The following is a 21,798-nucleotide window of genomic DNA, read 5'->3' on the forward strand; positions in this document are numbered from 1 at the left end:
ACGGTGCGGTGACCGGGCGGGTCCGGAAGCGGAGCCGGCCGAAGTCGAGAACCAAGGGGAGGGCGCCGATGGCGACTGTGGAAGTGGCACTGAAGGAAATGATGGCCGGGATCGAGGGGGCGCTGGGGGCCGCCGTCGTCGACTACACCAGCGGCATGGCCCTCGGCACCCTGGGCGGGGGCAAGGACCTGGACCTGACCGTCGCATCGGCCGGGAACACGGACGTGATCCGCGCCAAGGTGCGCACCATGGAGCTTCTCGGGCTCAAGAGCCAGATCGAGGACATCCTGATCACGCTGGGGACGCAGTACCACCTCATCCGGCTGGTGACCGGCCGGGACGGAAACGGGCTGTTCCTCTACCTCGTGATGGACAGGGCCCGCTCCAACCTGGCCATGGCCCGCCATCAGCTCAAGAAGATCGAAGGACAACTCGAGGTCTAGGCACGCCTGAGGTCCGGGCTGACGCAAGCTCACCAATTGAAGACTTCTTCAAGCCGTCACATGGAGAGGACGACAATTCATGAACGAGAGCCGCCAGGACCGAGAAGGATGAACAGGCAGGATCATGGCGCGGCCGTTCCCTCAGGCACGGCCGCGCCATGGGAGGCCACCGCGACAGGCAGGAAGAGCGCTATGCAGGTCCCTCTTTATCAAGCCAAGGCAGAGTTCTTCCGCATGCTCGGGCACCCCACGCGCATCCGGGTCCTGGAACTGCTGCAGCACGGCCCGGTACCCGTGCGGGATTTGCTCGCCGATATCGAGATCGAGCCCTCCAGCCTCTCGCAACAGCTGGCCGTCCTGCGCCGCGCGGGCATCGTCGTGTCCACGCGAGAGGGCTCCACCGTGACATACGCACTCGCCGGCGGCGATGTGGCCGAGCTCCTGCGTGCGGCGCGCCGCATCCTGACCGAGCTGCTGGCCGGGCGCAACCAGCTCCTCGCCGAACTGCGGCAGGCCGACGACTCTTCGCCCAAAGCAGCAGCGGCGGCCGCATCCTCCGTCGAGACCGGCGCACACTGACGCGAACCCTGAGCCGGCAGAGCGTCAACGCGCCGCCTCGGGGTGATCCACGCGGCGAGCGGCACCGGCGCCTGTGCCGCGCAGCAGGCGTGGAAGGCCCGCGCACGCCGTCCCGCCCTGTCTGCTGGCCTGCCTGTCGCGGAGCCGGCCTTCAGCCGCCGATCGACCCTGGACCACACGCTCGCGGAGGAGTTCCCGGACCGCTGCTGCGCGGTGGCACGGGCACGGTGCGCCAAGCGCTGACCTGGAGGAACGACCCATCGCGGCCTGTTCCGTATCCTTGCGGCATGCGTACGCGCCCCACTCTGAGCTGGACCCCCGCCGAGGATCTGCCGCCGGGCACCACGGATCTGCAGCCGGTCGCCGATGCGCTGAGCGCAGGCGGCGTGCTGGTGCTCAGCGGGGCGGGCATCTCCACGGAGTCGGGGATCCCCGACTACCGGGGTGAGGGCGGGAGCCTGAGCCGGCACACCCCGATGACCTACCAGGACTTCACCGCCGACGACCAGGCCCGGCGGCGGTACTGGGCGCGCAGCCACCTCGGCTGGCGCACGTTCGGCCGCGCCCGCCCCAACGCCGGCCACCGGGCCGTGTCCGCGTTCGAGCAGCACGGCCTGCTCTCGGGCGTGATCACTCAGAACGTCGACGGGCTGCACCAGGCCGCCGGCAGTGAGGCTGTCGTGGAACTCCACGGAAGCCTGGACCGTGTCGTCTGCCTTTCCTGCGGCGCCTTCAGCCCACGCCGCGACCTCGCCAGGCGACTGGAGGCGGCCAATCCGGGCTTCGAGCCGGTGGCTGCCGGCATCAACCCGGACGGCGACGCCGACCTCACCGACGAACAGGTCGGGGACTTCCGCGTCCTGCCCTGCACGATCTGCGGCGGCATCCTCAAACCGGACGTGGTGTTCTTCGGCGAGAACGTACCGCCGGGACGGGTCGAGCACTGCCGCACCCTGGTCCGTGAGGCTGCCTCGCTCCTGGTCCTCGGCTCCTCACTGACGGTGATGTCCGGGCTCCGGTTCGTCCGCCAGGCAGCCGAGGCAGGAAAACCTGTGCTGATCGTCAACCTGGCCCCCACCCGGGGCGACCGGCACGCCCGCACGCGGGTCGGCCTCCCCCTGGGACCCGCCCTCAGCAGCGTGGCCGGCCACCTGGGCATTCCCCTCGACGGCCAGGCGGCAGCCTGAAACGCGCACGTGAAGGCGCTCGTCGAAGGTATCCCCTGCCTACGCGTGATCACGGCGCAGGCAGAACGGGTGGCCGGCCGGGTCGAACAGCCCGCGCACGTCCGCGCGCGGCTGATGCGGCGCCAGTGACGCTCCCCTGGCCACGGCCTCAGCGACCGCCTCGTCCAGGTCGCCCACCTGGAAGCCGAAGTGCATCATGGTGCGCTGCTCGCCGTCCGCCGGAGCGGCACCCCACCACATGCGGCTCGCTGACCCTGTCCCGGTGCCGCGCGCGAGGGTCGCCGTCAGAACGGGCCGGTGAGGTTGCCCAGCCGGTCGGTCAGGCGCAGGTTCTCGGTGTAGTCGACGGGGCAGGCGATCACGGAGACCGTGTCGTCGTCGAGGGCGCTGCGGAGCACGGGCAGCAGTTGGCCGGCGTTCTCGATCCTGTGGCCGCGCGCGCCGAAGCTCTCGGCGTAGGCGACCAGGTCCGGGTTGGTGAACCGGGTGTGGCTGTGGCGGTCGAGTTCGAGTTCCATCTTCCAGGTGATCAGCCCGTACTCCTGGTCCACGAGGACGAGGACGACCAGGGGTACGCGCTCGCGGACGGCGGTCTCCAACTCCTGCGAGTTCATCAGGAACGAGCCGTCACCCGTCATCGCCAGCACCCGCCGGTCCGGCCGGGCCAGCTTGGCGGCGATGGCGCCAGGCAGCGCGAACCCCATGCTCGACAGCCCGTTGGAGACCAGGCACGTGTCCGGCTCGTAGGTCGGATAGAGGCGGGACATCCACATCTTCCCGGCGCCGGTGTCGGCCAGCACGATGTCCCGCCGGTCGAGCGCGGTGCGCACATCGACCACCACACGCTGCGGCACCAGGGGGAACGCCTCGTTGTCGCGGCCGTAGGCGAGTTCCTCGTCGAGCAGCGTGCGGATCTTCGCGCTGCTCGACGGGTCGTAGGTGAGGCCCTTCGGCAGTGCCGCGCCGAGTGCGTCCAGCGCCTGGGAGGGATCGCCTTCGATGCCCACGGCGACGGGGTAGTGTGCGTCCACCTCGGCGGGGAACCGGTGCAGGTGCACGATCCGCTTGTCGCCGTCCGGGTTGATCTTGACGGGGTCGAACTCCTGGATCTCGTAGCCCACGCAGATCAGGGCATCGGCACGGTCGAAGCCGAAGTTGCCGTAGTCGCGGCGCATGAACCCGACCGCGCCGAGGGCGTTCGGATGGTCGTCGGGGAACACGCCCTTGCCGTGGAACGTGGTCGCGACCGGGACGTTCAGCCGCTCGGCGAAGCGGATCAGGGCGTCCGAGGCGCCGCACCGGGCCGCGCCGTGCCCCGCCAGCACGACGGGGTGACGCGCGGCAGTGAGCACGTCGACTGCCCGTGCGATCTGAGAGGTTGACGGTGCGTCGGCGCGCACCGTGTCGATCTGCAGGGGCATCAGCGACTGCGTCGGGCTCTCTGCTTCGATGTCCTCCGGCACCGCGAGGAACACCGCGCCGGGGCGCTCGCTCTGCGCGGTCTTGAACGCCTTGCGGGTCATCTCCGGCACCGCGTCCGGGCAGGTGACATGGGCTGCCCACTGGGTGACCGGGGCGAATATCGACACGAGGTCGATCACCTGGTGCGACTCCTTGTGGATGCGGCGCAGTGAGCCCTGGGCGGACAGGGCGATCATCGGTGCGCTGTTGGTCGTCGCGTCCGCGGTGCCCAGCAGAAGGTTGATCGCGCCGGGCCCCAGAGTCGCCGAGCACACCCCGGCCCGGCCGGTCAGCCGGCCGTATATCTCCGCCATGAAGGAGGCGGCCTGCTCATGGCGGACCAGGATGTAGCGAATGCCGGAGCCGTCCAGGGCGTCGACGAAACGGATGTTCTCCTCGCCCGGGATCCCGAAGACGTACTCGACGCCCTCGGCGCGCAGACAGCGCACCAGCAGGTGCGCGACGTCCTCCACCGCCGTCGCGCTCCGCGGCCCGGTCGCCTGTTCGGTGCCCACCCCACGACCGTAGGCACGCCCTGCCGCGTCCCGCCATTCCTCAGCGGGCGGGCGGAGCGGCTGATCGGCCGCCCGGGCGTCGGCCGCGTGTCCGATGGTGCCATTCGGAGGCTCTGCGCTGGCGCCCGCCGCGGTGTCCTCGCAGGCTGGACCCCGATTGTGAACGCTTCGCCGCGCACCGTGCGGCGGCAGGGCTCCAGGAGGCTTGTGTGACCCTTTCGCCGTCTGCCACCGATGCGCCGCCGGCCCGGTACGACGACCTGCGGGCCATGGTGATCAACTGCACCCTCAAGCGGTCGCCGGAGAAGAGCAACACCCAGGGGCTGATCGACCGCACCACCGCCATCATGGACGCGCAGGGCGTGCACGTCGACGTGGTGCGGGCAGTTGATCACGACATCGCCACCGGTGTGTGGCCCGACATGACGGAGCACGGCTGGGAGCGGGACGCCTGGCCGGACCTGTACCGGCAGGTCCTGGCGGCGGACATCCTCGTGCTGGCCGGTCCCATCTGGCTGGGCGACAACAGTTCCGTGATGAAGCAGGTGATCGAGCGCCTCTACGCGTGCTCCAGCCTGCTCAACGAAGCCGGTCAGTACGCCTATTACGGCCGCGTCGGCGGCTGTCTGATCACGGGCAACGAGGACGGCGTCAAGCACTGCGCCATGAACGTGCTCTACAGTCTGCAGCACCTGGGATACACGATCCCTCCCCAGGCGGACGCCGGATGGATCGGCGAGGCGGGCCCCGGCCCTTCCTACCTCGATCCCGGCTCGGGCGGCCCCGAGAACGCCTTCACCAACCGCAACACCACGTTCATGACCTGGAACCTGCTGCACCTGGCCCGCGCGCTCAAGGACCTCGGCGGCATCCCCGCCTACGGCAACCAGCGCAGTGCCTGGGACGCCGGCTGCCGCAGCGACCACGAGAACCCCGAGCACCGCTAGCGCGATGCCGAGGGCGGACGGCGGCGACCGTCGCATTGCGCCCCACCCACCCGTGAGCCTGCGGCGGCGTGACGGACGCCGCGGCGCCCTCCGTCCGGTCATCCCAACTGGTAGTCGAACCAGATGCGATGCGTTCCATCGGCGTCGACGGCCAGCCCCCCGGCACCGGAGATCCCGGCCAGGCCTCCCGTGCCGCTCGTGGGCACGATCGTGAAGAACTCCGCCGCGCGATCGGTGCCGGAGGTCGTCGCCGAGTGCACGAAGTTGAAGGCGCCGGCCCGGCCGCAGAGCGAGCCTTCGAACGACTCCATGGCCACATAGGTGCCCACGCCGGTCGTCTGGTCGTAGGCAGCGGTGAACAGGGTCGCCGAGCGGCCGGCGACCTCGCCGTCGAACTGCTTCTCCATCGTTGCCATACCGACCGGGAGCCCGGTCGCCACGGCCGGTTCCGGTGTCAGCCCGGTCGGGACGAACGCTGTGACGGTGAACGTTCCGGAAGCTCTCATGCGACGACCGTATCGGCAGGGTCTGACACCAGGCCCCGCAGACGGCTCACGGCGCCGGGAGGAGGACTCCGGGGTTGAGGACGCCGGCCGGGTCCAGGGCGGTTTTGACGGCGGTCAGCGCGGCGGCGAAGGGGTCGGGGCGCTGGCGGTCGTACCAGGGGCGGTGGTCGCGGCCGACGGCGTGGTGGTGGGTGATCGTGGCGCCGTGCGTCTCGATGGCCTCGGACACCGCGGCCTTGATGTGGTCCCACTGGGCCACGGTGCTGCCCCAGCGGCCGGGTGCGTACACGCCGAAGTAGGGTGCCGGTCCGTCCGGGTAGACGTGGGTGAACCGGCAGGTGACCACCCCGGTTCCGGCCACCTCGAAGATGGCCTGCCGGGCCGCCTGCGTGACCGCCTGGTGGAGCGCGTCGAATCGGTCCCAGGTGCAGGCCGTCTCGAACGTCTCGGCGATCACGGAACGGCGGGCCAGCGCGTCGCGCTGGTAGGGCATCCGCAGGAACGCCGAGCGCCAGGACTCCGCGGCGTCCGGGCCGGAGGAGTCCTCGGCGGACGCTTCCCGCGCGGGGCCGCCGGTGTCGGCGGACGGCTTGCCGCCGTGGTCGCGGCACAGTTCCAAGGCCCGCTCCAGACGGTGGTGCACCGGGTGATCCGCCGACTCGAAGGCGAGGACGAGCAGGCCGCCGCCGACGCTCACGCCCGCGTTGATCAACGACTCTGCCGTGTCGAGGAGGCGGCAGTTGGCGGGGTGCAGTCCACTCTGCGCGATCGCCCGGGTGGCCGCCACCGCCGATGTCCAGTCGCCGAACCGCACCGACGCCCGGGCGCGCCAGCGCGGGCGCTCCTGCAGACGCATCCACGCCTCGGTGATGATGCCGAGCGTTCCCTCGCTGCCCAGGAAGAGCCGGTCCGGTGACGGCCCGGCCCCGGAGCCCGGCAGCCGCCTGGACTCGCTGACGCCGCTCGGTGTGACGACCCGCATCGACTCGACCTGGTCGTCGATGTGCGTGTACAGGGTCGCGTAGTGACCGCCGGCGCGCGTGGCGAGCCAGCCGCCCAGCGTGGAGAACTCGAAGGACTGCGGAAAGTGACGCAGGGTCAGTCCGCGGCCTCTGAGCTGGCTCTCCAGTTGAGGGCCGAGCACGCCGGCCTGGATCCGTGCGGCCCGGCTGGTCGGGTCGATCTCCAGAACCCGGTCCAGCCGGCCCAGATCGACGGTGACCACGCCGGGGTGGTCGGCGCACCGGGGCTCGACGCCACCGACCACGGAGCTGCCTCCGCCGTAGGGGATCACTGCGATGCCCTCGCGGGTGCACCAGTCGAGGAGGTCGGTCACGTCACGCTCGTCGCGGGGCCTGGCGACGAGGTCCGGCACATGACGCAGATCCCCGTGCAGGTTGCGCGCCACATCCCGGTATGCCTTGCCGTGCGCGTGCGCGGCGCGGTCGGCCGGGTCGGCGGAGCACAGCCCGGCGAGCGCGGCCGGTGCGGTCACGCGGGGCCGGGGCAGGCCGAGCGAGGCGATGTCCGGCGGCTCGTGATCGGTCAGGTCACCCGGCATCAGCACCCGGACGCGGTCCAGCAGCGCCTGGAGCTCGCCGCCGCGTACGGCGTCCTCGACGTTTCCCCATCCCCACCACGATCGCGTCATGCCCGCGCACTCCCTTGAAGTGACCCATCGGTAAATTACCGACGGGTCACATCATGGGCTAGGGTGCACGCCATGGGCAAGGCCGGAACCAAGGGCGTCTCCCGCGCCGACCGGGAGAGACAGATCATCGACGCAGCCGTGGAGGAGTTCGGCAGGCACGGCTACGCGGGCGTGTCCGTCGCCGCCGTCGCACACCGCGCGGGAATCTCCAAACCGCTGGTCTACAGCTACTTCGGCTCCAAGGACGGCCTGTACCTGGCCTGCGTCCACCGGGTCGGCGGCCTGCTGGTGGAGGCCGTGGCCGCCTCCGGCTCCCGCAGTGGCTCGGCCCACCACGCGCTGGACACCCTCTCCGCGATCTTCACCACGGTCGAGAGGTGCCGGCACGCCTGGTCCGTCCTCTACGACCCGGCGCTGCCACCGGCCGGTGAGATGCGCGAGGCCGTCAACCACTACCGCGTACGGCTCGCCACCATGGGCGCCGCGGGCGCCACACAGCTCCTGGCCCGCGCCGGACACGACGACCCGCTCGACCACCAACTCCTCAATCACGTCTGGCAGTACGCCGTGACCGCGGTCATGCGCTGGTGGTCGGATCACCCGCAGCAGAGCGCGGCGGAGATGACGGCCCGGTGCGCGCGGCTGCTCGCGGCGCTGGGCAGCGGCTGATCCGCGCACCCCCGGCTGCCGCGGGTGGCGCGGTCCCGGTCAGCAGAGCCGGGAAGCCGCCGACGGCACCCTGTCCACGGCCGTGTCAGTCCCCGGTGGGACGCGGGGCGCGCAGGTGCGCCCGCTCCTTCAGCTCTTCCTCGTCGACGAGCGTGAGCATCGGCTGCCCCGGCTCGCACTTCACCACACCTCCGAGGGCCTTGCCCGGTACCGACGGGCCATCGCCCTTCGGCCACGGCTCGCACTCCGGCGCACCGGACCCGTCCGCATCCGTGACGAGCCGTGCGCCTTCTGCCTCGCAAGAGATTCCAGGACCGCCCTGCCTCCCGTGGGCCAACGCCAGAATCCGGGGGCTCTCGCGGGCGTGGAGGTACGGCACCGGCCCCTCCCCCGGTCATGCCGCGCCGACCAGCTCCTCCTCCGCCCAGACCACCTTGCCTCCCACGACGCGGCGGGTGCCCCACCTGCGCGAGAGCTGGGCGATCAGGAAGAGGCCGCGGCCGCTCTCGTCGACGGTCCGTGCACGGCGTGGACGTGGGGAGCCGGCGTTGGTGTCGAACACCTCGCAGGTCAGCACGTCATGCTGGATCAAGCGCAGCACGATCGGGCCGGTTCCGTGGCGGACGGCGTTGGTGACCAGTTCACTGACGATCAGCTTGGTGGAGTCCTCGAGGCCCTCCTGGCCCCAGTCGGCCAGCTGCCGGGCCACCAGGCGCCGGGCGTCGCGGACGGCCGTCTGGTCACCCGGCAGGGCCCAGGCGGCGACCCGCGCGGGTGCGAGGCCGTGGGTGCGGACCAGCAGCAGGGTGACGTCGTCGGACGGTGCCTGCCCCGGAAGGATCTGCGTCGCGCGGACGCAGAGGTCATCGAGGGAGTCGGCGGGCTGCGCCAGGGCGGCAGCCAGGCGACGCATTCCCACGTCGATGTCGTGGTCGCGGGACTCGATCAGGCCGTCGGTGTACAGGGCGAGGAGACTTCCCTCGGGCAGCTCCAGCTCCACGGCCTCGAACGGGATCCCGAGACCGAGGCCGAGCGGGGTACCGGTGGGAAGGTCGGGGAAGCTGACCTGGCCCTGCGGATCGATGATCGCCGGCGGCGGATGCCCGGCCCGTGCCATGGTGCACTTGCGGGAGACCGGGTCGTAGACGGCGTAGAGACATGTGGCGCCCACCACCGCGGGAGACTGATCGGGGGCGCCCGCGTCCTCCTCGGCCAGTCGCTGGACCGTGTCGTCGAGATGGGCCAGCAGTTCGGCGGGTGACAGCTCCATGTCGGCGAGGGTGTGGATGGCCGTGCGCAGCCTGCCCATCGCGGCGGCGGCGTGCAGCCCGTGCCCGACCACGTCGCCGACGACGAGGGCGACGCGCGCACCCGACAGCGGGATCACGTCGAACAAGTCACCCCCTACACCGCTGTCCACGTCGGCGGGCAGGTAGCGCGATGCCGCGTCGACCGCCTTGCCGCCCCTCAAGCGGTGCGGCAGCAGGTTGCGTTGGAGCGCGAGCGCGGTGTTGTGCTCCCGGACGTACAGGCGAGCGTTGTCCAGCGACACCGCGGCGCGACGGACGAGTTCTTCGGCGAGCAGCAGGTCGAACTCCTGGAACGGCACCGGGTTTTCGGTACGCATGAACACGGCGAATCCCAGCAGGGCGCGCCGCGCCTGGATGGGCACGACCATCAAAGAATGCATGCCGTTCTCATGGATCTTCACCGCCCGCGTCGGGTCCTCGTCCACCCATGTGCCCGAACCAATGTTCAGGATCGGCTCCAGGTGGGAACTCCCCGTGCGCAGCACCTCGGTCAGAGGTGAGTCGGGCGGAAGATGGACCGGTTCGCCGCGCGCCCACGCCGCCTCCGGAACGCCCTCACGGATGGAGGACAGGGCGGAACGCCGGAGCCTCGGCAGGCCTTCGCGCGTCGAGCCGAAGTGGACCGGGGGCCCTTTCCCGAACGGCACCGAGTGCTCCAGGTCGACCGCGGCGAAGTCGGCGAACAGCGCCACGGCGAGATCGGCCAGTTCCTGGCTGGTCTGCTCCACGTCCAGGGAGCCGCCGAGTCGCGACGTCGCCTCGCCGAGGAGGCTGAAACGCTCACGCGCCCGCCGGCTCTCGGTGACATCGACGCTGATGGCGCAGAGTCCCAGAGGCCGGCCGTCGGCACCTTGGAGACAGGAGAACGAGCCCGCGAAGGTGTGCTCACGGCGCGGGCCGGTGGGCAGCCACCTGCGGAACTCGTGGATCGTGGTGCTGCCGCACCCGAGCACCTGCCGCATCACCGCCTCCAGCGACTCGATCTTGGCGTTGGGCCACGCCTCGAAGAGGGGACGCCCGAGCCGTCGTTCCCGGCAGATGCCGTCGTACCGCTCCATCGTGTCGTTGACCCAGGTGCACAGCAGTTCGGTGTCGCGGAGGACGATCCCGATCGGCGCTCGGGCAAGCAGCGCCTCCTGCACCGATCCGTCAACCGCTCCCGAGGAGTGCGTGCCGGAGTCACCCACGGACACCAGCCACCCGACTCTGTCGTCCTTGCCCCACATTTTCGACACCCGCAGGCTGACGTCGAACATGTGGCCGTCTCGGTGGCGCACCGCCGTCCTGCCCGACCACCCGCTGCGCGCTCTGCACTGCGCGATGAACGCCGGCGCGGTCGGCGCCTGTTCGCAGGACAGGACGACTGCGGCGGACTTGCCCACCACGTGCTCGGCCGCGTACCCCACGAGTCGCTCGGCGTCCGGTGTCCACGCAATGACCGTCCCCTGGTCATCGAGCAGTGCAGCCGCCAGCTCCCGCGACTCCTCCGTGGCCAACTGATTACGCACTGTGACGTCGGTGGTCGTCATGGATATCTCCTCGGCAGGTGCGGGAAAGGGCAAGGCGGCGCCGAGTGCCGGAACGACTGGCGCCTCGGCGCGAGCCGAGACGTCGACAGCACTGCGATGCGGACCCGATATGCACCTTTCAGGCATTTGACCGAGCGGCGCTCCGACCTGTGACACGGTGCCCGCCCGGGCGGCGGCGGGCTCTTCGCTCACAGCCGCCCGGCGGCCATCGGCGCAGCCGGCGCGGTCCCGCGGCGCTCCGCACTCAGCGGCGCGCACCGTGCTGCGGCGGCTTGTAGCATGGTGATCAAGCGCCGGAGGACATGATGCACGCCAGTGATGATGCAGGCTCCCTCGAGCAGGCCTCGAAAGACTTCATCGCAGCGCGTCCCCGGCTGTTCGGCATCGCCTACCGGATACTCGGCAGCGCGGAGGAGGCCGAGGACATCGTCCAGGAGGCATGGCTGCGGTGGCAGAAGACCGACCGCTCGGTGATAGAGGAGCCGCCGGCGTTCCTGGCGACCATCACCACCCGCCTCGCGATCAACCTCGCCCAATCGGCCAGGATGCGGCGTGAGTCCTACACCGGACCGTGGCTTCCCGAGCCGGTCGACACCAGCGCGGACCCGCACTTGGGCGCGGAGCGGGCCGAGGCGCTCGACATGGCTGTTCTCTTCCTTCTGGAGAAGCTGAACCCCGTGGAGCGGGCCGCCTACGTTCTCAGGGAGGCCTTCGACTACCCGTACAAGCGGATCGCGGACATCCTGGAGACCGGCGAAGCCAACACGCGCCAGCTGGTCAGCCGCGCCCGCAAGCATCTGTCGGCCCAGCGCAGGGAGCCGGTCAGCACGGCCGCCCACCGGCGCCTGCTGGAGGCGTTCCTCGCCGCGGCGCAGACGGGCAACCTGTCGGTGCTCGAGGACGTCCTCACGGCGGACGTGGTCAGCTACGCGGACGGCGGAGGCATGCGGGGGGCGAGCAGGATCCCGGTGGTCGGGCGGCTGCACGTCTCCAAGTACATCGTCGCCTTCCGCCCGCGTTTCTGGCCTCACACCGAGGTTCACTGGGTCGAGGCCAACGGGCGGCCGGCGGTCCTCGTGTCCGCTCAGGGCAAGCCGGTGGCCCTGCTGTGCGCGGACGTTTCGGCACGCGGCATCGAACGTCTCATGTGGGTACTCAGCCCGGCCAAACTCGCGCCCTATCTGGCCACACACCGGGCATGAGGCGTCACCGCACCGGTAGTGCGCAGGGACACCCTCACCTTGTCGTGGCGACCGTGTCCCTGTCCTGACGGGCCCCACGCCGCCTGATCGCGCAGCGTTCGCTGTCCGTCATCCCGCCCCAGATACCGACCTCGCCCCCTTCCGTGGCCCACTTCAGGCACTGCTCGACGACCGGGCAACGGCCGCACACGGCCTTGGCCTCATCGATCTGTGCGAGCGTCGCCGGGCCGCTGTTTCCTATGGGAAAGAACAATTCCGTGTCCACGCCCCGACAGGCTGCCCGTTCACGCCAGTACATGGCGCCGTCTCCTCCTTCAGCGCGATCCCGCCTCGTCTTCGCGAGCAGGGGCCGAGGCCCCTCAGTTGAGACCGCGAAACCGGCGCATATGTGACATGCGGCCGGGACCGCGTGCGGTGGCCGTGCCCCGAAGCGGTGGCTCGGAGCCGGGCACCGAGGACGGCGCACAGTGGTGGTCGGGGCAGCTCATGTCACAGAACCGGCGCCTGCCCGGTCTCCATGACAGACGGAGCCCTGAGCGAGAGGGCCGGACCCCGGCGACGCCGCGGCGGATGGGTCGTGGTGCCGTCCGAGAGGGGCGTTGCCGTATGGACGATGTGGACGCGGTGCCGATCGCGGAGCTGCTCGAGGAGCGCCGGTATCTGCTGGACATCGCCTCCTGGATGCTGGGCCGTCCCGATGCGGCGGAGGACGTGGTCGACGAGACCTATCACCGGTTCTTCGGGCTTTCACAGGCGGCGCGCCGGAGGGTGACGGCTCCGCGGCCCTGGCTGGCGCAGACGGCCGGCGGGATCTGTCTGGGCCTGCTGGGTCCGCCGGAGCGGGCCGACGGCGCCTCCGCCCTGGGCCGGGCCGCGGCCCGGCCCAGGGCGGAGGCCGTCCGGGTCCCGCTGGTCGCGCTCGACTCCGTGTCCTCGGCCGAGCGGGCCGCGTTCCTGCTCGACGACGTCTTCGGTACGAGGTCCGACGCTGTCGCCGACACCGGCGGGCGCCGCCGGCCGGAGTGCGTCGAACTCGCCGACCGGGCTCGCCGCCGCCTTCGCATCCGGCGTGCACGCCCCACGACACCGCAGGAGCAGGATGCCCTGGCGTGCTCGGTCCGTCAGGCCTGCCTGAACGGGGACGCCCGCCTGCTCGGGTCGCTGCTGTGCCGGGACGCCACGGCGCTCTTCGACGGCGGCGGCAAGGTCCGGGCGCAGGTCGGGCCGGTACACGGCAGCCGGCAGGTGGCCCGGAGCCTGCTGACACTTCTGGGCCACAGCCGCGGCACCACCCTGGCCACCCACTCCGTCAACGGCCGCGCCGGCCTGGTCGTTCGCTACCACCATCAGGTCGCCGCCGTCATCAGCCTCGGCGCCATCGGCCACCGCGTCGCCTTGGTGTGGGTCGTCCTCAACCCCGAGAAACTGCGCCGGTGGAACCAGCCCTCCCCCTCACCCACGGCCCGTTCGGGTCGGAACAGCGAGGCGGTGGCGTGCGACGCCGCCACCGAGACGGCGGTACGACGTGCGGGAGCGTGGGTCCGGCCGGCGCCTGCGGGATGACCTGACGGCGCCCCGGTCGCGCCGCGCGCAGGGACGCGGCGCACGCCCGGCAGTGCAGGCGCCGACCAACCTCGTGGTGGGCTGGTCGGCGCCTGCGCTGCCGAGAACGGTTCGGCTCAGCCGAACTGGCCGGGCTGGTAACTACCGGCCGGCTGCTGGTTGATGATGTTGATGCGGTTGTAGCTGTTGATGACGGCGATGAGGGAGATCAGCGCGACGAGCTGGTCCTCGTCGAAGTGCTTGGCGGCGTTCGCCCAGGCCTCGTCCGTCACCCCGCCGGCCGCGTCCGCGGTCCTGGTGCCCTGCTCGGCCAGCTCCAGCGCGGCGCGCTCGGCCTCGGTGAAGACCGTCGCCTCCCGCCAGGCCGCGACCAGGTTGAGCCGAACCGGGCTCTCCCCGACGTGGGCCGCGTCCTTGGTGTGCATGTCGGTGCAGAAGCCGCAGCCGTTGATCTGGCTGGCGCGGATCTCCACCAGGTGCTGGATCGTGACGGGCAGCGTCGACTCCGACAACACCTTGCTGGCCGAGTAGAGGTGCCGCAGCACCTTCCCCGCCAGCGCGTTGCCGAAGTAGTCGAGACGCGATTCCATGAGACCTCCTGGCCGAGTTGCAGATACACACCTATGACCGGCAGGCCCCGCGATGTGTGACACCTCGGGCTGCTCACGTCCGACGGCAGGGGAGAATCGGGGCCGGCGCGCCGGGAATCCGGCGGCCCCCACGTCGAGGGGTCCCTCGGTGACGGCCCCGCGCAGCGGACGGGGAGGGGATCAGGTGGCCGCCCCGTGGGGTGGGGTGATTCCGTCGAGCAGGTTGGTCACCAGCGCGACGACGAAGTCGTCGGTCACGGGCTCGTCGGGGATCAGCAGGCGGTGATAGACGGCGCCCCAGAGCTGGTCGACGAGGACCTGGACGTCGATGTCGGGCCGGATCTGGCCCTGTTCCCGGGCACGTGCCAGCCGCTCGGCCGCCAGCCGCCGGCGCTCCGAGGAGTACAGCGAGCGGAAGGCGGTGGCCAGTTCGTCGTCCGTCTGGGACTGGCCGATCAGCTCGGTGACCACCCGGCCCGCCGGCGTGCGGGTCATGATCCGGGCGAACGCGCGGAGCTGGCTCGTGAGGTCGGCGCGGATGTCACCGGTGTCCTCGAAGGCGAGGGTCTGCTCGACGGCGTGGAAGTAGCCGTCCAGGGCCAGGGCGCCCTTGGACGGCCACCACTTGTAGAGGGTCGTCTTGCTGACTCCTGACAGGCGGGCCACGCGCTCGAAGGTCAGGTCTGCCATGCCCTCCTTCAGCAGCACCTCGCCGACCACGCGGAAGACGTCCGCGCGGACCTCGTCGGCCGGCCGGCGGCCCCGTCGGCGGGCCGGTCGCTCGTCGGCGCCCTCCGCCTGCTTCGCCACGATGTCTCTCCTCACTCGTTCTCGGATCGGGTCAGTCTAGGCAGCCGTGTCGCTCGGCCGGTCCCCGATGACACCGCGGCCGACGGTGACGGATGGGATGAGCCTTCCCTTTCGAACGACGCGTGTTGGTGGTGCGGGGCGGTGGCGTGCCTCTTCCGGACGGCGTCAGGCGAGACCGCCGTTGACGTAGAGGACCTGGCCGTTGACCCAGCGAGCAGGGCCGGCGAGGAAGGCGACCGACTCCGCGATGTCCTCCGGGCCGCCCAGCCGCTCCAGCGGTGTGGCGTGGGCGAAGCCGGCGATCGTCGCCTCGTCCTTGCCGTCGAGGAAGAGCGGGGTGGCGACCGGGCCGGGCGCGACGGTGTTGACGGTGATGTCCTTGCCCCGCAGTTCGCGGGCGAGGATCAGGGTGATGCTCTGCGCGGCGGCCTTACTGGCCACGTAGGCGCCGTAGGCGGGCAGTTGGGTGCGGGTCACGGAGGTGGACACGTTGATGATCGCGCCACCGGCGCGGACGCGACGGGCCGCCTGCTGGGAGACGACGAACGTGCCGCGGATGTTCGTGCGGTGCATCCGGTCCAGGTCGTCCAGGTCCAGCGTGGCGATGGGCGCGAGGATCATGATCCCGGCGGCGTTGACCACGACGTCGATCCCCCCGAACGCCGCCTCGACGGCGTCGAACGCCGCTCTCATCGCCCGCTCGTCGGCCACGTCACCGCCGACGGCGAGGGCCTGACCGCCGGACGCGGCGATCTCCTCCACCAGGGCCTCGGCCTTGGCCTTGTTCCCGGCGTAGTGCACGGCGACGGCGAAGCCGTCCGCCGCGAGCCGCTCGACGACTGCCCTGCCGATGCCGCCGGACCCGCCGGTGACGAGCGCGACGCGGTGGGTGGAAGCGTGCATGGCGGTCATGGTCGGTCTCCTGCGCTGGAAGTGGACGGTGCATCCATATAAACAGAATATGAACGTGCCGTCCATATCTTGGGGTGGATTCCCCGTCCGCCGGGCGAGCGCAGGTCCTCCGGCACCCTCCGAGTACGGACCCATGTCCGAATGTGTGGGACACACGTCCCTTCGGACACTTACCGCCGCCGGAAGCGGCGCAGGACGCTGGAGGCGAGCCGGAAGCGACCCGCCGCTTCGGGCCTTCCCGTCAGGAGGCGTCATGCCCGAAACGATCGCCGGGATCACGGTCCCGGACACCGCCCTGGTACGCGAGGCCACGGCGCTGGTACGCCAGTCGGCCGACGACACGCTCTTCCACCACTCCCGCCGGGTCTTCCTGTGGGGGATGCTCAAGACCGCCGCCCGCGGAGCGGAGGTGGACCCCGAGCTCGCCTACGTCGGCGGACTCTTCCACGATCTCGGGCTGACGGCCGACTACCGCACCAAGGACCACCGCTTCGAACTCGACGGCGCCGAGGCGGCCTACACCTTCCTGCGTGACCACGGCCGGAACGAGCAGGAGGCGCGCAACGTCTGGCTGGCGATCGCCCTGCACACCACACCGGAGGTCCCGCTCCACCTCGCCCCCGAGGTCTCCGTGGTGACGCTCGGCGTCGAGACCGACGTCCTGGGCCTGGAACTGGAGCAGATCACCCCGGAACAGCGCGCCGAGGTCGTGGCCGCCCATCCGCGACCGGACTTCAAGAACCGCATCCTTCAGGCCTTCCACGACGGCATGGCCGAGCGGCCCGACACCACGTTCGGGACCATGAACGACGACGTCCTCGCGCACTTCGATCCCGGCTTCCGGCGCAAGGACTTCGTCCAGATCATCCAGAGCAACGCCTGGCCCGAATGACCGCGCGGCAAGGCGCCCACGACAGCATGGCCGTCCACCGTGTCACCTTCCTCGTGTTCGACGGAATCAAGATGCTCGACGTCTCCGGGCCGGCCGAGGTGTTCACCGAGGCGAACACCCTCGGCGCCCGGTACGCGCTGCACTATGTCTCGCCGTCCGGCCGGCCGGTGCGCACGTCGATCGGTACCCTTCTGCCCGCGGACGCGGCCGCCGCGGAGCTCCACGCCGACACCCTCGTCGTCCCGGGCGCGGACCTGCTGGTGACCGCACCGATTCCGCCGGAGCTGACCGACGCCGTCCGGCACTTGCGGGCCCGCAGCGGCCGGCTCGTCTCCATCTGCACGGGGTCGTTCGTTCTCGCCGCCGCCGGCCTGCTGTCCGGGCGCCGCGCGACCACTCACTGGCGCCACGCCCCTCTCCTCGCCCGCGCCCACCCCGAGGTTCGCGTCGAGCCCGACTCCCTCTTCGTCGAGGACCGTGATGTGTTCACCTCGGCGGGTGTCACCGCCGGGATCGACCTCGCACTGTCCCTCGTCGAACGTGACCACGGGGCGGGCCTCGCGCGTGAAGTCGCCCGAAACCTCGTCATGTTCATGCAGCGCCCGGGAGGACAGTCCCAGTTCTCCGCACCGCTGCGGGTGAGAGCGCCGCGCCCGCCCGTTCTGCGTGCGGTCATCGACCTCATCGCGGCGCAGCCCGCTCTCGAGCACAGTACGGACTCTCTGGCGGCCCTCGCCGCCGTGAGTCCCCGGCATCTCACGCGGCTGTTCAACGCCGAACTCGGCACGACACCGGGCAAGTTCGTCGAACAGGTTCGGCTGGATCATGCCAAGGCCCTGCTGGACGCCGGTCACGGCGTGGCCGAGACCGCCAGGGCCGCCGGGTTCGGCAGCCCCGAGACGCTCCGCCGAACCTTCCAGGCCCGGCTCGGCGTCTCACCCGGCCAATACCGCGACCGGTTCGCCACCACACGCCCGCAACCGCACCGGCCGTCCTCCTCGGTGGAGGCCGAGGCCCATGGTCATGCGGTGAAGCGGTCGGGGTCGGCGGCCTTCCAGTCGGCTGCCCAGGATTCGGGCGGGTCGATGAGCAGTTGGCCGGGATCCAGCCAGTCGTAGAGCTCCGCGTACGACTGGACCGTGACCGGGTCCACGCGCCGGCGCAGCATGTGCGGGCGCAGTCCGGCGGGTTCGTGCACGCCGAGCGAGGCGATGATCTGCTGGGCGCTCCTCACCGTGGCGGAGTGGAAGCGGTGGACCCGGGCCGACTTGTCGTCGACGTTCAGTGCGCGTGCGCGGCGCGGGTCCTGTGTGGCGACGCCGACAGGGCAGGCGTTGGTGTGACAGCTCTGCGCCTGGATGCATCCGACGGCGAACATCATGGCGCGTGCCGCATTGGTGAAGTCGGCGCCTTGGACCATCCGCTTGACGATGTCGGCGCCTGTGGCCACCTTGCCGCTGGCACCGATCTTGATCCGGTCCCGCAGGCCGGCACCGACCAGGGCGTTGTGGACGGTGAGGAGTCCCTCGGTGAGTGGAGTGCCCAGGTGGTCGGCGAACTCCAGCGGAGCCGCTCCGGTGCCGCCCTCCGCTCCGTCCACGATGATGAAGTCCGGCGCGGTGCCCTGTTCGATCATGGCCTTGCACACTGCCAGGAACTCGCGCCGGGAGCCCACACACAGCTTGAAGCCGACCGGTTTACCCCCCGACAGTTCGCGCATTTCGGCGAGGAACCGGATCAGTTCCCGGGGCGTGCCGAAGGTCCGGTGGTACGGGGGCGAGACGACCGTCCGCCCCTCGGGAACCTCGCGTACGCGGGCGATCTCACCGGTCACCTTCTCTCCGGGCAGCACTCCCCCGATACCGGGCTTGGCTCCTTGAGACAGCTTGAGCGACACGCACTTCACGTTGTCGTGCGCGGCCTTCTCAGCGAACCTCGCCCGGTCGAAGTTCCCGTCCGCGGTCCGGCAGCCGAAGTATCCGGTGCCGATCTCCCACACCAGATCACCGCCGTGGCGCAGGTGGTACTCCGACAGGCCGCCCTCGCCGGTGTCGTGGGCGAAGCCCCCCAACGCGGCTCCCCGGTTGAGGGCGAGAACGGCGTTGGCGGACAGTGAACCGAAGCTCATCGCCGAGACGTTGAGCAAGGACATGTCGTAGGGCTTGGTGCACTCCGGGCCGCCGATACGGACCCGGGGTTCCTCTTCCGCGACGGGGAGTGGCCTGATCGAGGATTCGAAGTACTCGTAGCCCTCGGCGTACACGTTCCGCTCGGTTCCGAACGGAAGCTCCGCCTCGTCTCCCTTGGCGCGCTGGTACACGAGACTGCGCACATCCCGGTCGAAGGGGCGGCCGTCGTAGTTGCGCTCGATGAAGTACTGCTGCAACTCCGGTCGGATGGACTCCAGCAGGAAGCGGATGTGCCCCAGTACCGGATAGTTGCGCAGGACTGAGTGGCTTCTTTGCAGCAGATCATGCGTGCCGAGTGCGCATATCGCCGCGCACAGTGCGGCGGCCGGCCACCACCAGGGTGAGACGGTCGCCGCCGTCGCACCGGAGGCGATGGCGGCGGCGCCGATGGATACGATCACTGCGATTCTGATCATGCGCGGAACGCACGTCCTTCCCTGGGATGCGCTACAAGACTCCAACCGATGCGATGCCCGCACGTTCGGCGGGCAGTTCCGACCCGGCGCCGGGGAGTCGCCGGCGCCGGGCTCCCCGAGTCAGTCGTCGTACCCGAACACCCTGAGCTGGCCCCAGACCCAGGGGTAGAAGCGGCCGTCGACCCAACGGCCGCAGACGGGCCCGTCCCAGGTGTGCCAGTGGTGGCGATGACCGTCACCCCAGTCCCGGCCGTGTCCGCCGTAGCCGCCGTAGCCGCCGTAGCCGCCGTGTCCTCCGTACCCGCCGTGCCCGCCGTGCCCGCCGTGCCCGCCCTGAGTCCAGCCGGTGGTCACCGCCTCCGCCACCACTCCCGTCCGGGCCTGGACGGGCGTAGTGGCGGGAAGGGTGGCCGCGGTTGCGGTGCCACCGGCGGCGAAGAGAGCGCCTCCGGCGATCGCAAGAGACGCGACCGTGGTCGCTATGCGCCGTACGAGCTTTTCCATGGCCTTTCCTCCCAGCGTCAGCAACTGCTCATGCGAACGAGTCTCGACCGATGCAGTTCTGAGTGCATCGCCTGATCTGGTGATTGAGGAGGCCTTTTCGAGGGCCGTTGAGTTCCTCGTGGCCATGGCATGGTCGCCACGTCCACCGGCCGGCCAATCACCCGATCATGCGATGCCCGTCGGCACTGTCAGAAAGCTCAGGAAATCAGTCGTCATTTTCAGGTCGGGATGTGAAGTACCGGGATGACCAGGCACACCAGAAGCGGGCAGGACTCACATAAACCTATTCGAGGTCGTCTCTGCCCAGGTATTCATGTAGGTAACTGGAGAAATCACACCCCTCGCCGATCACTTCCCCCCGCGCGTCAATCACGAGGGCATAGTCGTCGGTATCCACCAGATAAATGCGGCCGTCGAGCATGTATGCCCCAGGACGCTTTGCGGACATGCTCGCTTCCTCTTCTCCGGGTTCGGCGCTTCGGGCGATTCCACAGCCGTGCGCCCATCGCTGATGAGGCGGGCGTCGGGAGAGGGCCCCGTATCACGTGCACGGGTGATTCGGGCCGGGGCACAGGCGCCCGGCAGGGACGAAGCTGTGGTCCTCCACGCGCCGCTATGACTTCCCGGTGACGCGGCGAGCGGAAAAGCACTGGAACTGGGCGCTGACGCCCAGCAGATACACGGTGGTCGTGGTCGTTCCGACGAGCCCCCACAGCAGGGGCCCGGTACTACACCGTGCCAGCAGCAGGCTGAGCAGCGCGGCGCAGGCCGCCATCGGCAGGTGGAAGGCGGCCCAGATCCGTGTGGCGGCCGGTGCGGACCTGTCCGGCACCATGCGGGTACCGCCGTGTGCGACGGCAGCCAACGCGACGAAGGCCAGCGTCGCTCCGGCCAGGAGCGCCAGGACTTCGGGTGCCTCTGGGGCACCACGCTCGGACGACGTGATCGCGGTGGCGGTCCACAACGCCAGGGTGTATCCGTACGGGGCCGCGCTCGCGGACACGGCGGCACGAAGCCGACTGCGGTAGGCACGCTCCAGCCCCCCGGGTGCATCGGATCCCACGGCCCTGGGCCGCGGTTGACCACCCGGCCGTGACATCGATGACCACTCGGTCACGCCGGTGCTCCTTTTCACGTGTTGCGTAGGCGGCACGAGTCCCTGTGCGGGAGACGTCCGGCCGATCCGCCGACTCGGACCGCGCGCATCGTGTTCATGAGGCGGTCGCTTTCCGAGGCCGGGCGGTGCCGTGCCGGAGGCCCGCCGTCGCGTCCAGCATCACGGGTGGTGGCGGAGCCGGCGTCACTCATTCAAGGGATCTTTCCCGGCGCCACGCGGCCCGGTGCACGGCGCTCGCGGGGAGAGGACGGCCTTCGCAACACCCTCGGGACGGGCCGTCGGGGATCGCGCGCGGGGCCGGCCGGACCGGACGTACCGTACTGGTATGAGCGCCATGCGGGACGACGGCGCCGCACAGTCCTACGACTCCCGCTCTCCCCTTTCACACGCCACCGAGCCGGTACGCCGGGCCGAGCTGGACCGGCTGCTGGAGCTCGCCGTGCGCGACACGGGCATGCATGCGGGTGCGGTCTTCCTGATGGCACCCGACAGGCGGGCGCTGCGGCTCGAGGTGACCGCGGGCATACCGGCGCAGTGTCTCGCGCCCTGGTTCGGGATGGCGCTGTCGAGCCCCGGTCCGGTGGCCGAGGCGGTACGCGAACGGCGGCTGGTCTGGCTCGGCGACCCCGAGGAGCTCGCCCGCCGTTACCCGCGCACGGCGATCGCCATGCCGTACCACCATGCGGTGGCCGCCGCGCCCATCCTCACCGGCACCGCGGTCTGGGGTGCCCTGCTGCTGATCTGGCCGGGGTCCGACACCGCCGGGACGGCCGGTCCGAGCCCCGAGCGGGTCCGCGCCGCCAGTC

At 70.6% G+C, this 21,798-nt stretch carries 23 protein-coding genes; 10 read left to right on the forward strand and 13 right to left on the reverse strand.

Features of this window, described 5'->3' with window-relative positions; all coding sequences use genetic code 11:
• The first annotated feature begins 68 nt into the window (after positions 1-68).
• From ACLU3S_RS13595 to ACLU3S_RS13605, 3 genes are all read left to right on the forward strand, one after another.
• The gene (locus ACLU3S_RS13595; protein WP_413952057.1) at positions 69-443 is read left to right on the forward strand and encodes a hypothetical protein; all 375 of its coding nucleotides are present in this window, start codon (positions 69-71) and stop codon (positions 441-443) included.
• 192 nt (positions 444-635) lie between these two features.
• Positions 636-1,022, forward strand: coding sequence for an ArsR/SmtB family transcription factor (locus ACLU3S_RS13600; protein ID WP_413952077.1), 387 nt, complete (start codon positions 636-638; stop codon positions 1,020-1,022).
• Between the two features lie 287 nt (positions 1,023-1,309).
• On the forward strand, positions 1,310-2,209 hold the full coding sequence (locus ACLU3S_RS13605) for an NAD-dependent protein deacetylase (RefSeq protein ID WP_413952058.1): 900 nt from the start codon (positions 1,310-1,312) through the stop codon (positions 2,207-2,209).
• A gap of 39 nt (positions 2,210-2,248) precedes the next feature.
• Here the strand turns inward: ACLU3S_RS13605 and ACLU3S_RS13610 are convergent, their stop codons facing one another.
• Both ACLU3S_RS13610 and ACLU3S_RS13615 read right to left on the reverse strand, forming a co-directional pair.
• The gene (locus tag ACLU3S_RS13610; RefSeq protein ID WP_413952078.1) at positions 2,249-2,563 is read right to left on the reverse strand and encodes a VOC family protein; all 315 of its coding nucleotides are present in this window, start codon (positions 2,561-2,563) and stop codon (positions 2,249-2,251) included.
• Positions 2,494-4,185, reverse strand: coding sequence for an acetolactate synthase large subunit (locus ACLU3S_RS13615; RefSeq protein ID WP_413952059.1), 1,692 nt, complete (start codon positions 4,183-4,185; stop codon positions 2,494-2,496). Before ACLU3S_RS13615 ends, ACLU3S_RS13610 begins: the two co-directional genes overlap by 70 nt.
• 209 nt (positions 4,186-4,394) lie before the next feature.
• On the opposite strand from ACLU3S_RS13615, the gene ACLU3S_RS13620 reads away from it, so the two are divergent.
• Complete coding sequence (locus ACLU3S_RS13620; protein WP_413952060.1) at positions 4,395-5,132, forward strand: flavodoxin family protein; 738 nt, start codon at positions 4,395-4,397, stop codon at positions 5,130-5,132.
• 98 nt (positions 5,133-5,230) lie between these two features.
• On the opposite strand, the gene ACLU3S_RS13625 is transcribed toward ACLU3S_RS13620, so the two are convergent.
• Both ACLU3S_RS13625 and ACLU3S_RS13630 read right to left on the reverse strand, forming a co-directional pair.
• Complete coding sequence (locus ACLU3S_RS13625; protein ID WP_413952061.1) at positions 5,231-5,638, reverse strand: DUF3224 domain-containing protein; 408 nt, start codon at positions 5,636-5,638, stop codon at positions 5,231-5,233.
• Between the two features lie 46 nt (positions 5,639-5,684).
• On the reverse strand, positions 5,685-7,289 hold the full coding sequence (locus ACLU3S_RS13630) for an FAD-binding oxidoreductase (RefSeq protein WP_413952062.1): 1,605 nt from the start codon (positions 7,287-7,289) through the stop codon (positions 5,685-5,687).
• A 72-nt stretch (positions 7,290-7,361) separates the two neighbouring features.
• On the opposite strand from ACLU3S_RS13630, the gene ACLU3S_RS13635 reads away from it, so the two are divergent.
• Positions 7,362-7,958, forward strand: coding sequence for a TetR/AcrR family transcriptional regulator (locus ACLU3S_RS13635; protein ID WP_413952063.1), 597 nt, complete (start codon positions 7,362-7,364; stop codon positions 7,956-7,958).
• A gap of 394 nt (positions 7,959-8,352) precedes the next feature.
• Here ACLU3S_RS13635 and ACLU3S_RS13640 read toward each other — a convergent pair whose 3' ends face one another.
• On the reverse strand, positions 8,353-10,797 hold the full coding sequence (locus ACLU3S_RS13640; RefSeq protein WP_413952064.1) for a SpoIIE family protein phosphatase: 2,445 nt from the start codon (positions 10,795-10,797) through the stop codon (positions 8,353-8,355).
• 305 nt (positions 10,798-11,102) lie between these two features.
• Between ACLU3S_RS13640 and ACLU3S_RS13645 the strand changes: the two genes are divergently transcribed.
• Positions 11,103-11,999 carry an RNA polymerase sigma-70 factor gene (locus ACLU3S_RS13645; RefSeq protein WP_413952079.1) on the forward strand — a complete coding sequence of 299 codons (897 nt, stop codon included), beginning with the start codon at positions 11,103-11,105 and terminating at the stop codon, positions 11,997-11,999.
• A 34-nt stretch (positions 12,000-12,033) separates the two neighbouring features.
• Here the strand turns inward: ACLU3S_RS13645 and ACLU3S_RS13650 are convergent, their stop codons facing one another.
• Positions 12,034-12,297, reverse strand: coding sequence for a WhiB family transcriptional regulator (locus tag ACLU3S_RS13650; RefSeq protein WP_413952065.1), 264 nt, complete (start codon positions 12,295-12,297; stop codon positions 12,034-12,036).
• Positions 12,298-12,605: 308 nt separating this feature from the next.
• Between ACLU3S_RS13650 and ACLU3S_RS13655 the strand changes: the two genes are divergently transcribed.
• A complete protein-coding gene (locus tag ACLU3S_RS13655) occupies positions 12,606-13,562 on the forward strand; it encodes an RNA polymerase subunit sigma (protein ID WP_413952066.1) in 957 nt (318 codons plus the stop codon).
• Positions 13,563-13,678: 116 nt separating this feature from the next.
• Here ACLU3S_RS13655 and ACLU3S_RS13660 read toward each other — a convergent pair whose 3' ends face one another.
• The 3 genes from ACLU3S_RS13660 to ACLU3S_RS13670 form a co-directional block, all read right to left on the reverse strand.
• Positions 13,679-14,152: a carboxymuconolactone decarboxylase family protein gene (locus tag ACLU3S_RS13660; protein ID WP_413952067.1), complete on the reverse strand. Its 474-nt coding sequence runs from the start codon at positions 14,150-14,152 to the stop codon at positions 13,679-13,681.
• A gap of 180 nt (positions 14,153-14,332) precedes the next feature.
• Positions 14,333-14,962: a TetR/AcrR family transcriptional regulator C-terminal ligand-binding domain-containing protein gene (locus ACLU3S_RS13665; protein WP_413952068.1), complete on the reverse strand. Its 630-nt coding sequence runs from the start codon at positions 14,960-14,962 to the stop codon at positions 14,333-14,335.
• 165 nt (positions 14,963-15,127) lie between these two features.
• Positions 15,128-15,874 (reverse strand): SDR family oxidoreductase, encoded by a 747-nt coding sequence (locus ACLU3S_RS13670; protein WP_413952069.1) that lies wholly within the window; start codon positions 15,872-15,874, stop codon positions 15,128-15,130.
• 253 nt (positions 15,875-16,127) lie between these two features.
• Here ACLU3S_RS13670 and ACLU3S_RS13675 point away from each other — a divergent pair, with 253 nt between their 5' ends.
• Positions 16,128-16,766: an HD domain-containing protein gene (locus ACLU3S_RS13675; protein ID WP_413952070.1), complete on the forward strand. Its 639-nt coding sequence runs from the start codon at positions 16,128-16,130 to the stop codon at positions 16,764-16,766.
• 26 nt (positions 16,767-16,792) lie between these two features.
• Complete coding sequence (locus ACLU3S_RS13680; protein WP_413952071.1) at positions 16,793-17,884, forward strand: GlxA family transcriptional regulator; 1,092 nt, start codon at positions 16,793-16,795, stop codon at positions 17,882-17,884.
• Here ACLU3S_RS13680 and ACLU3S_RS13685 read toward each other — a convergent pair.
• The 4 genes from ACLU3S_RS13685 to ACLU3S_RS13700 all read right to left on the reverse strand — a co-directional run bounded on the left by ACLU3S_RS13685 (position 17,788) and on the right by ACLU3S_RS13700 (position 20,878).
• Positions 17,788-19,371 (reverse strand): FMN-binding glutamate synthase family protein, encoded by a 1,584-nt coding sequence (locus ACLU3S_RS13685; protein WP_413952072.1) that lies wholly within the window; start codon positions 19,369-19,371, stop codon positions 17,788-17,790. The two genes, ACLU3S_RS13680 and ACLU3S_RS13685, sit on opposite strands and share 97 nt — an antisense overlap.
• Before the next feature lie 120 nt (positions 19,372-19,491).
• Entirely contained in the window at positions 19,492-19,875 is a 384-nt protein-coding gene (locus ACLU3S_RS13690; RefSeq protein ID WP_413952073.1) for a hypothetical protein, read from the reverse strand.
• 283 nt (positions 19,876-20,158) lie between these two features.
• On the reverse strand, positions 20,159-20,323 hold the full coding sequence (locus ACLU3S_RS13695) for a hypothetical protein (RefSeq protein WP_413952074.1): 165 nt from the start codon (positions 20,321-20,323) through the stop codon (positions 20,159-20,161).
• Positions 20,324-20,488: 165 nt separating this feature from the next.
• Complete coding sequence (locus ACLU3S_RS13700; RefSeq protein WP_413952075.1) at positions 20,489-20,878, reverse strand: hypothetical protein; 390 nt, start codon at positions 20,876-20,878, stop codon at positions 20,489-20,491.
• Between the two features lie 439 nt (positions 20,879-21,317).
• Here ACLU3S_RS13700 and ACLU3S_RS13705 point away from each other — a divergent pair.
• On the forward strand, positions 21,318-21,798 hold a 481-nt coding region (locus ACLU3S_RS13705), incomplete at its 3' end, for a GAF domain-containing protein (RefSeq protein ID WP_413952076.1).

The sequence above is a fragment of the Streptomyces sp. AF1A genome (assembly GCF_047340315.1).
Lineage (GTDB): Bacteria > Actinomycetota > Actinomycetes > Streptomycetales > Streptomycetaceae > Streptomyces.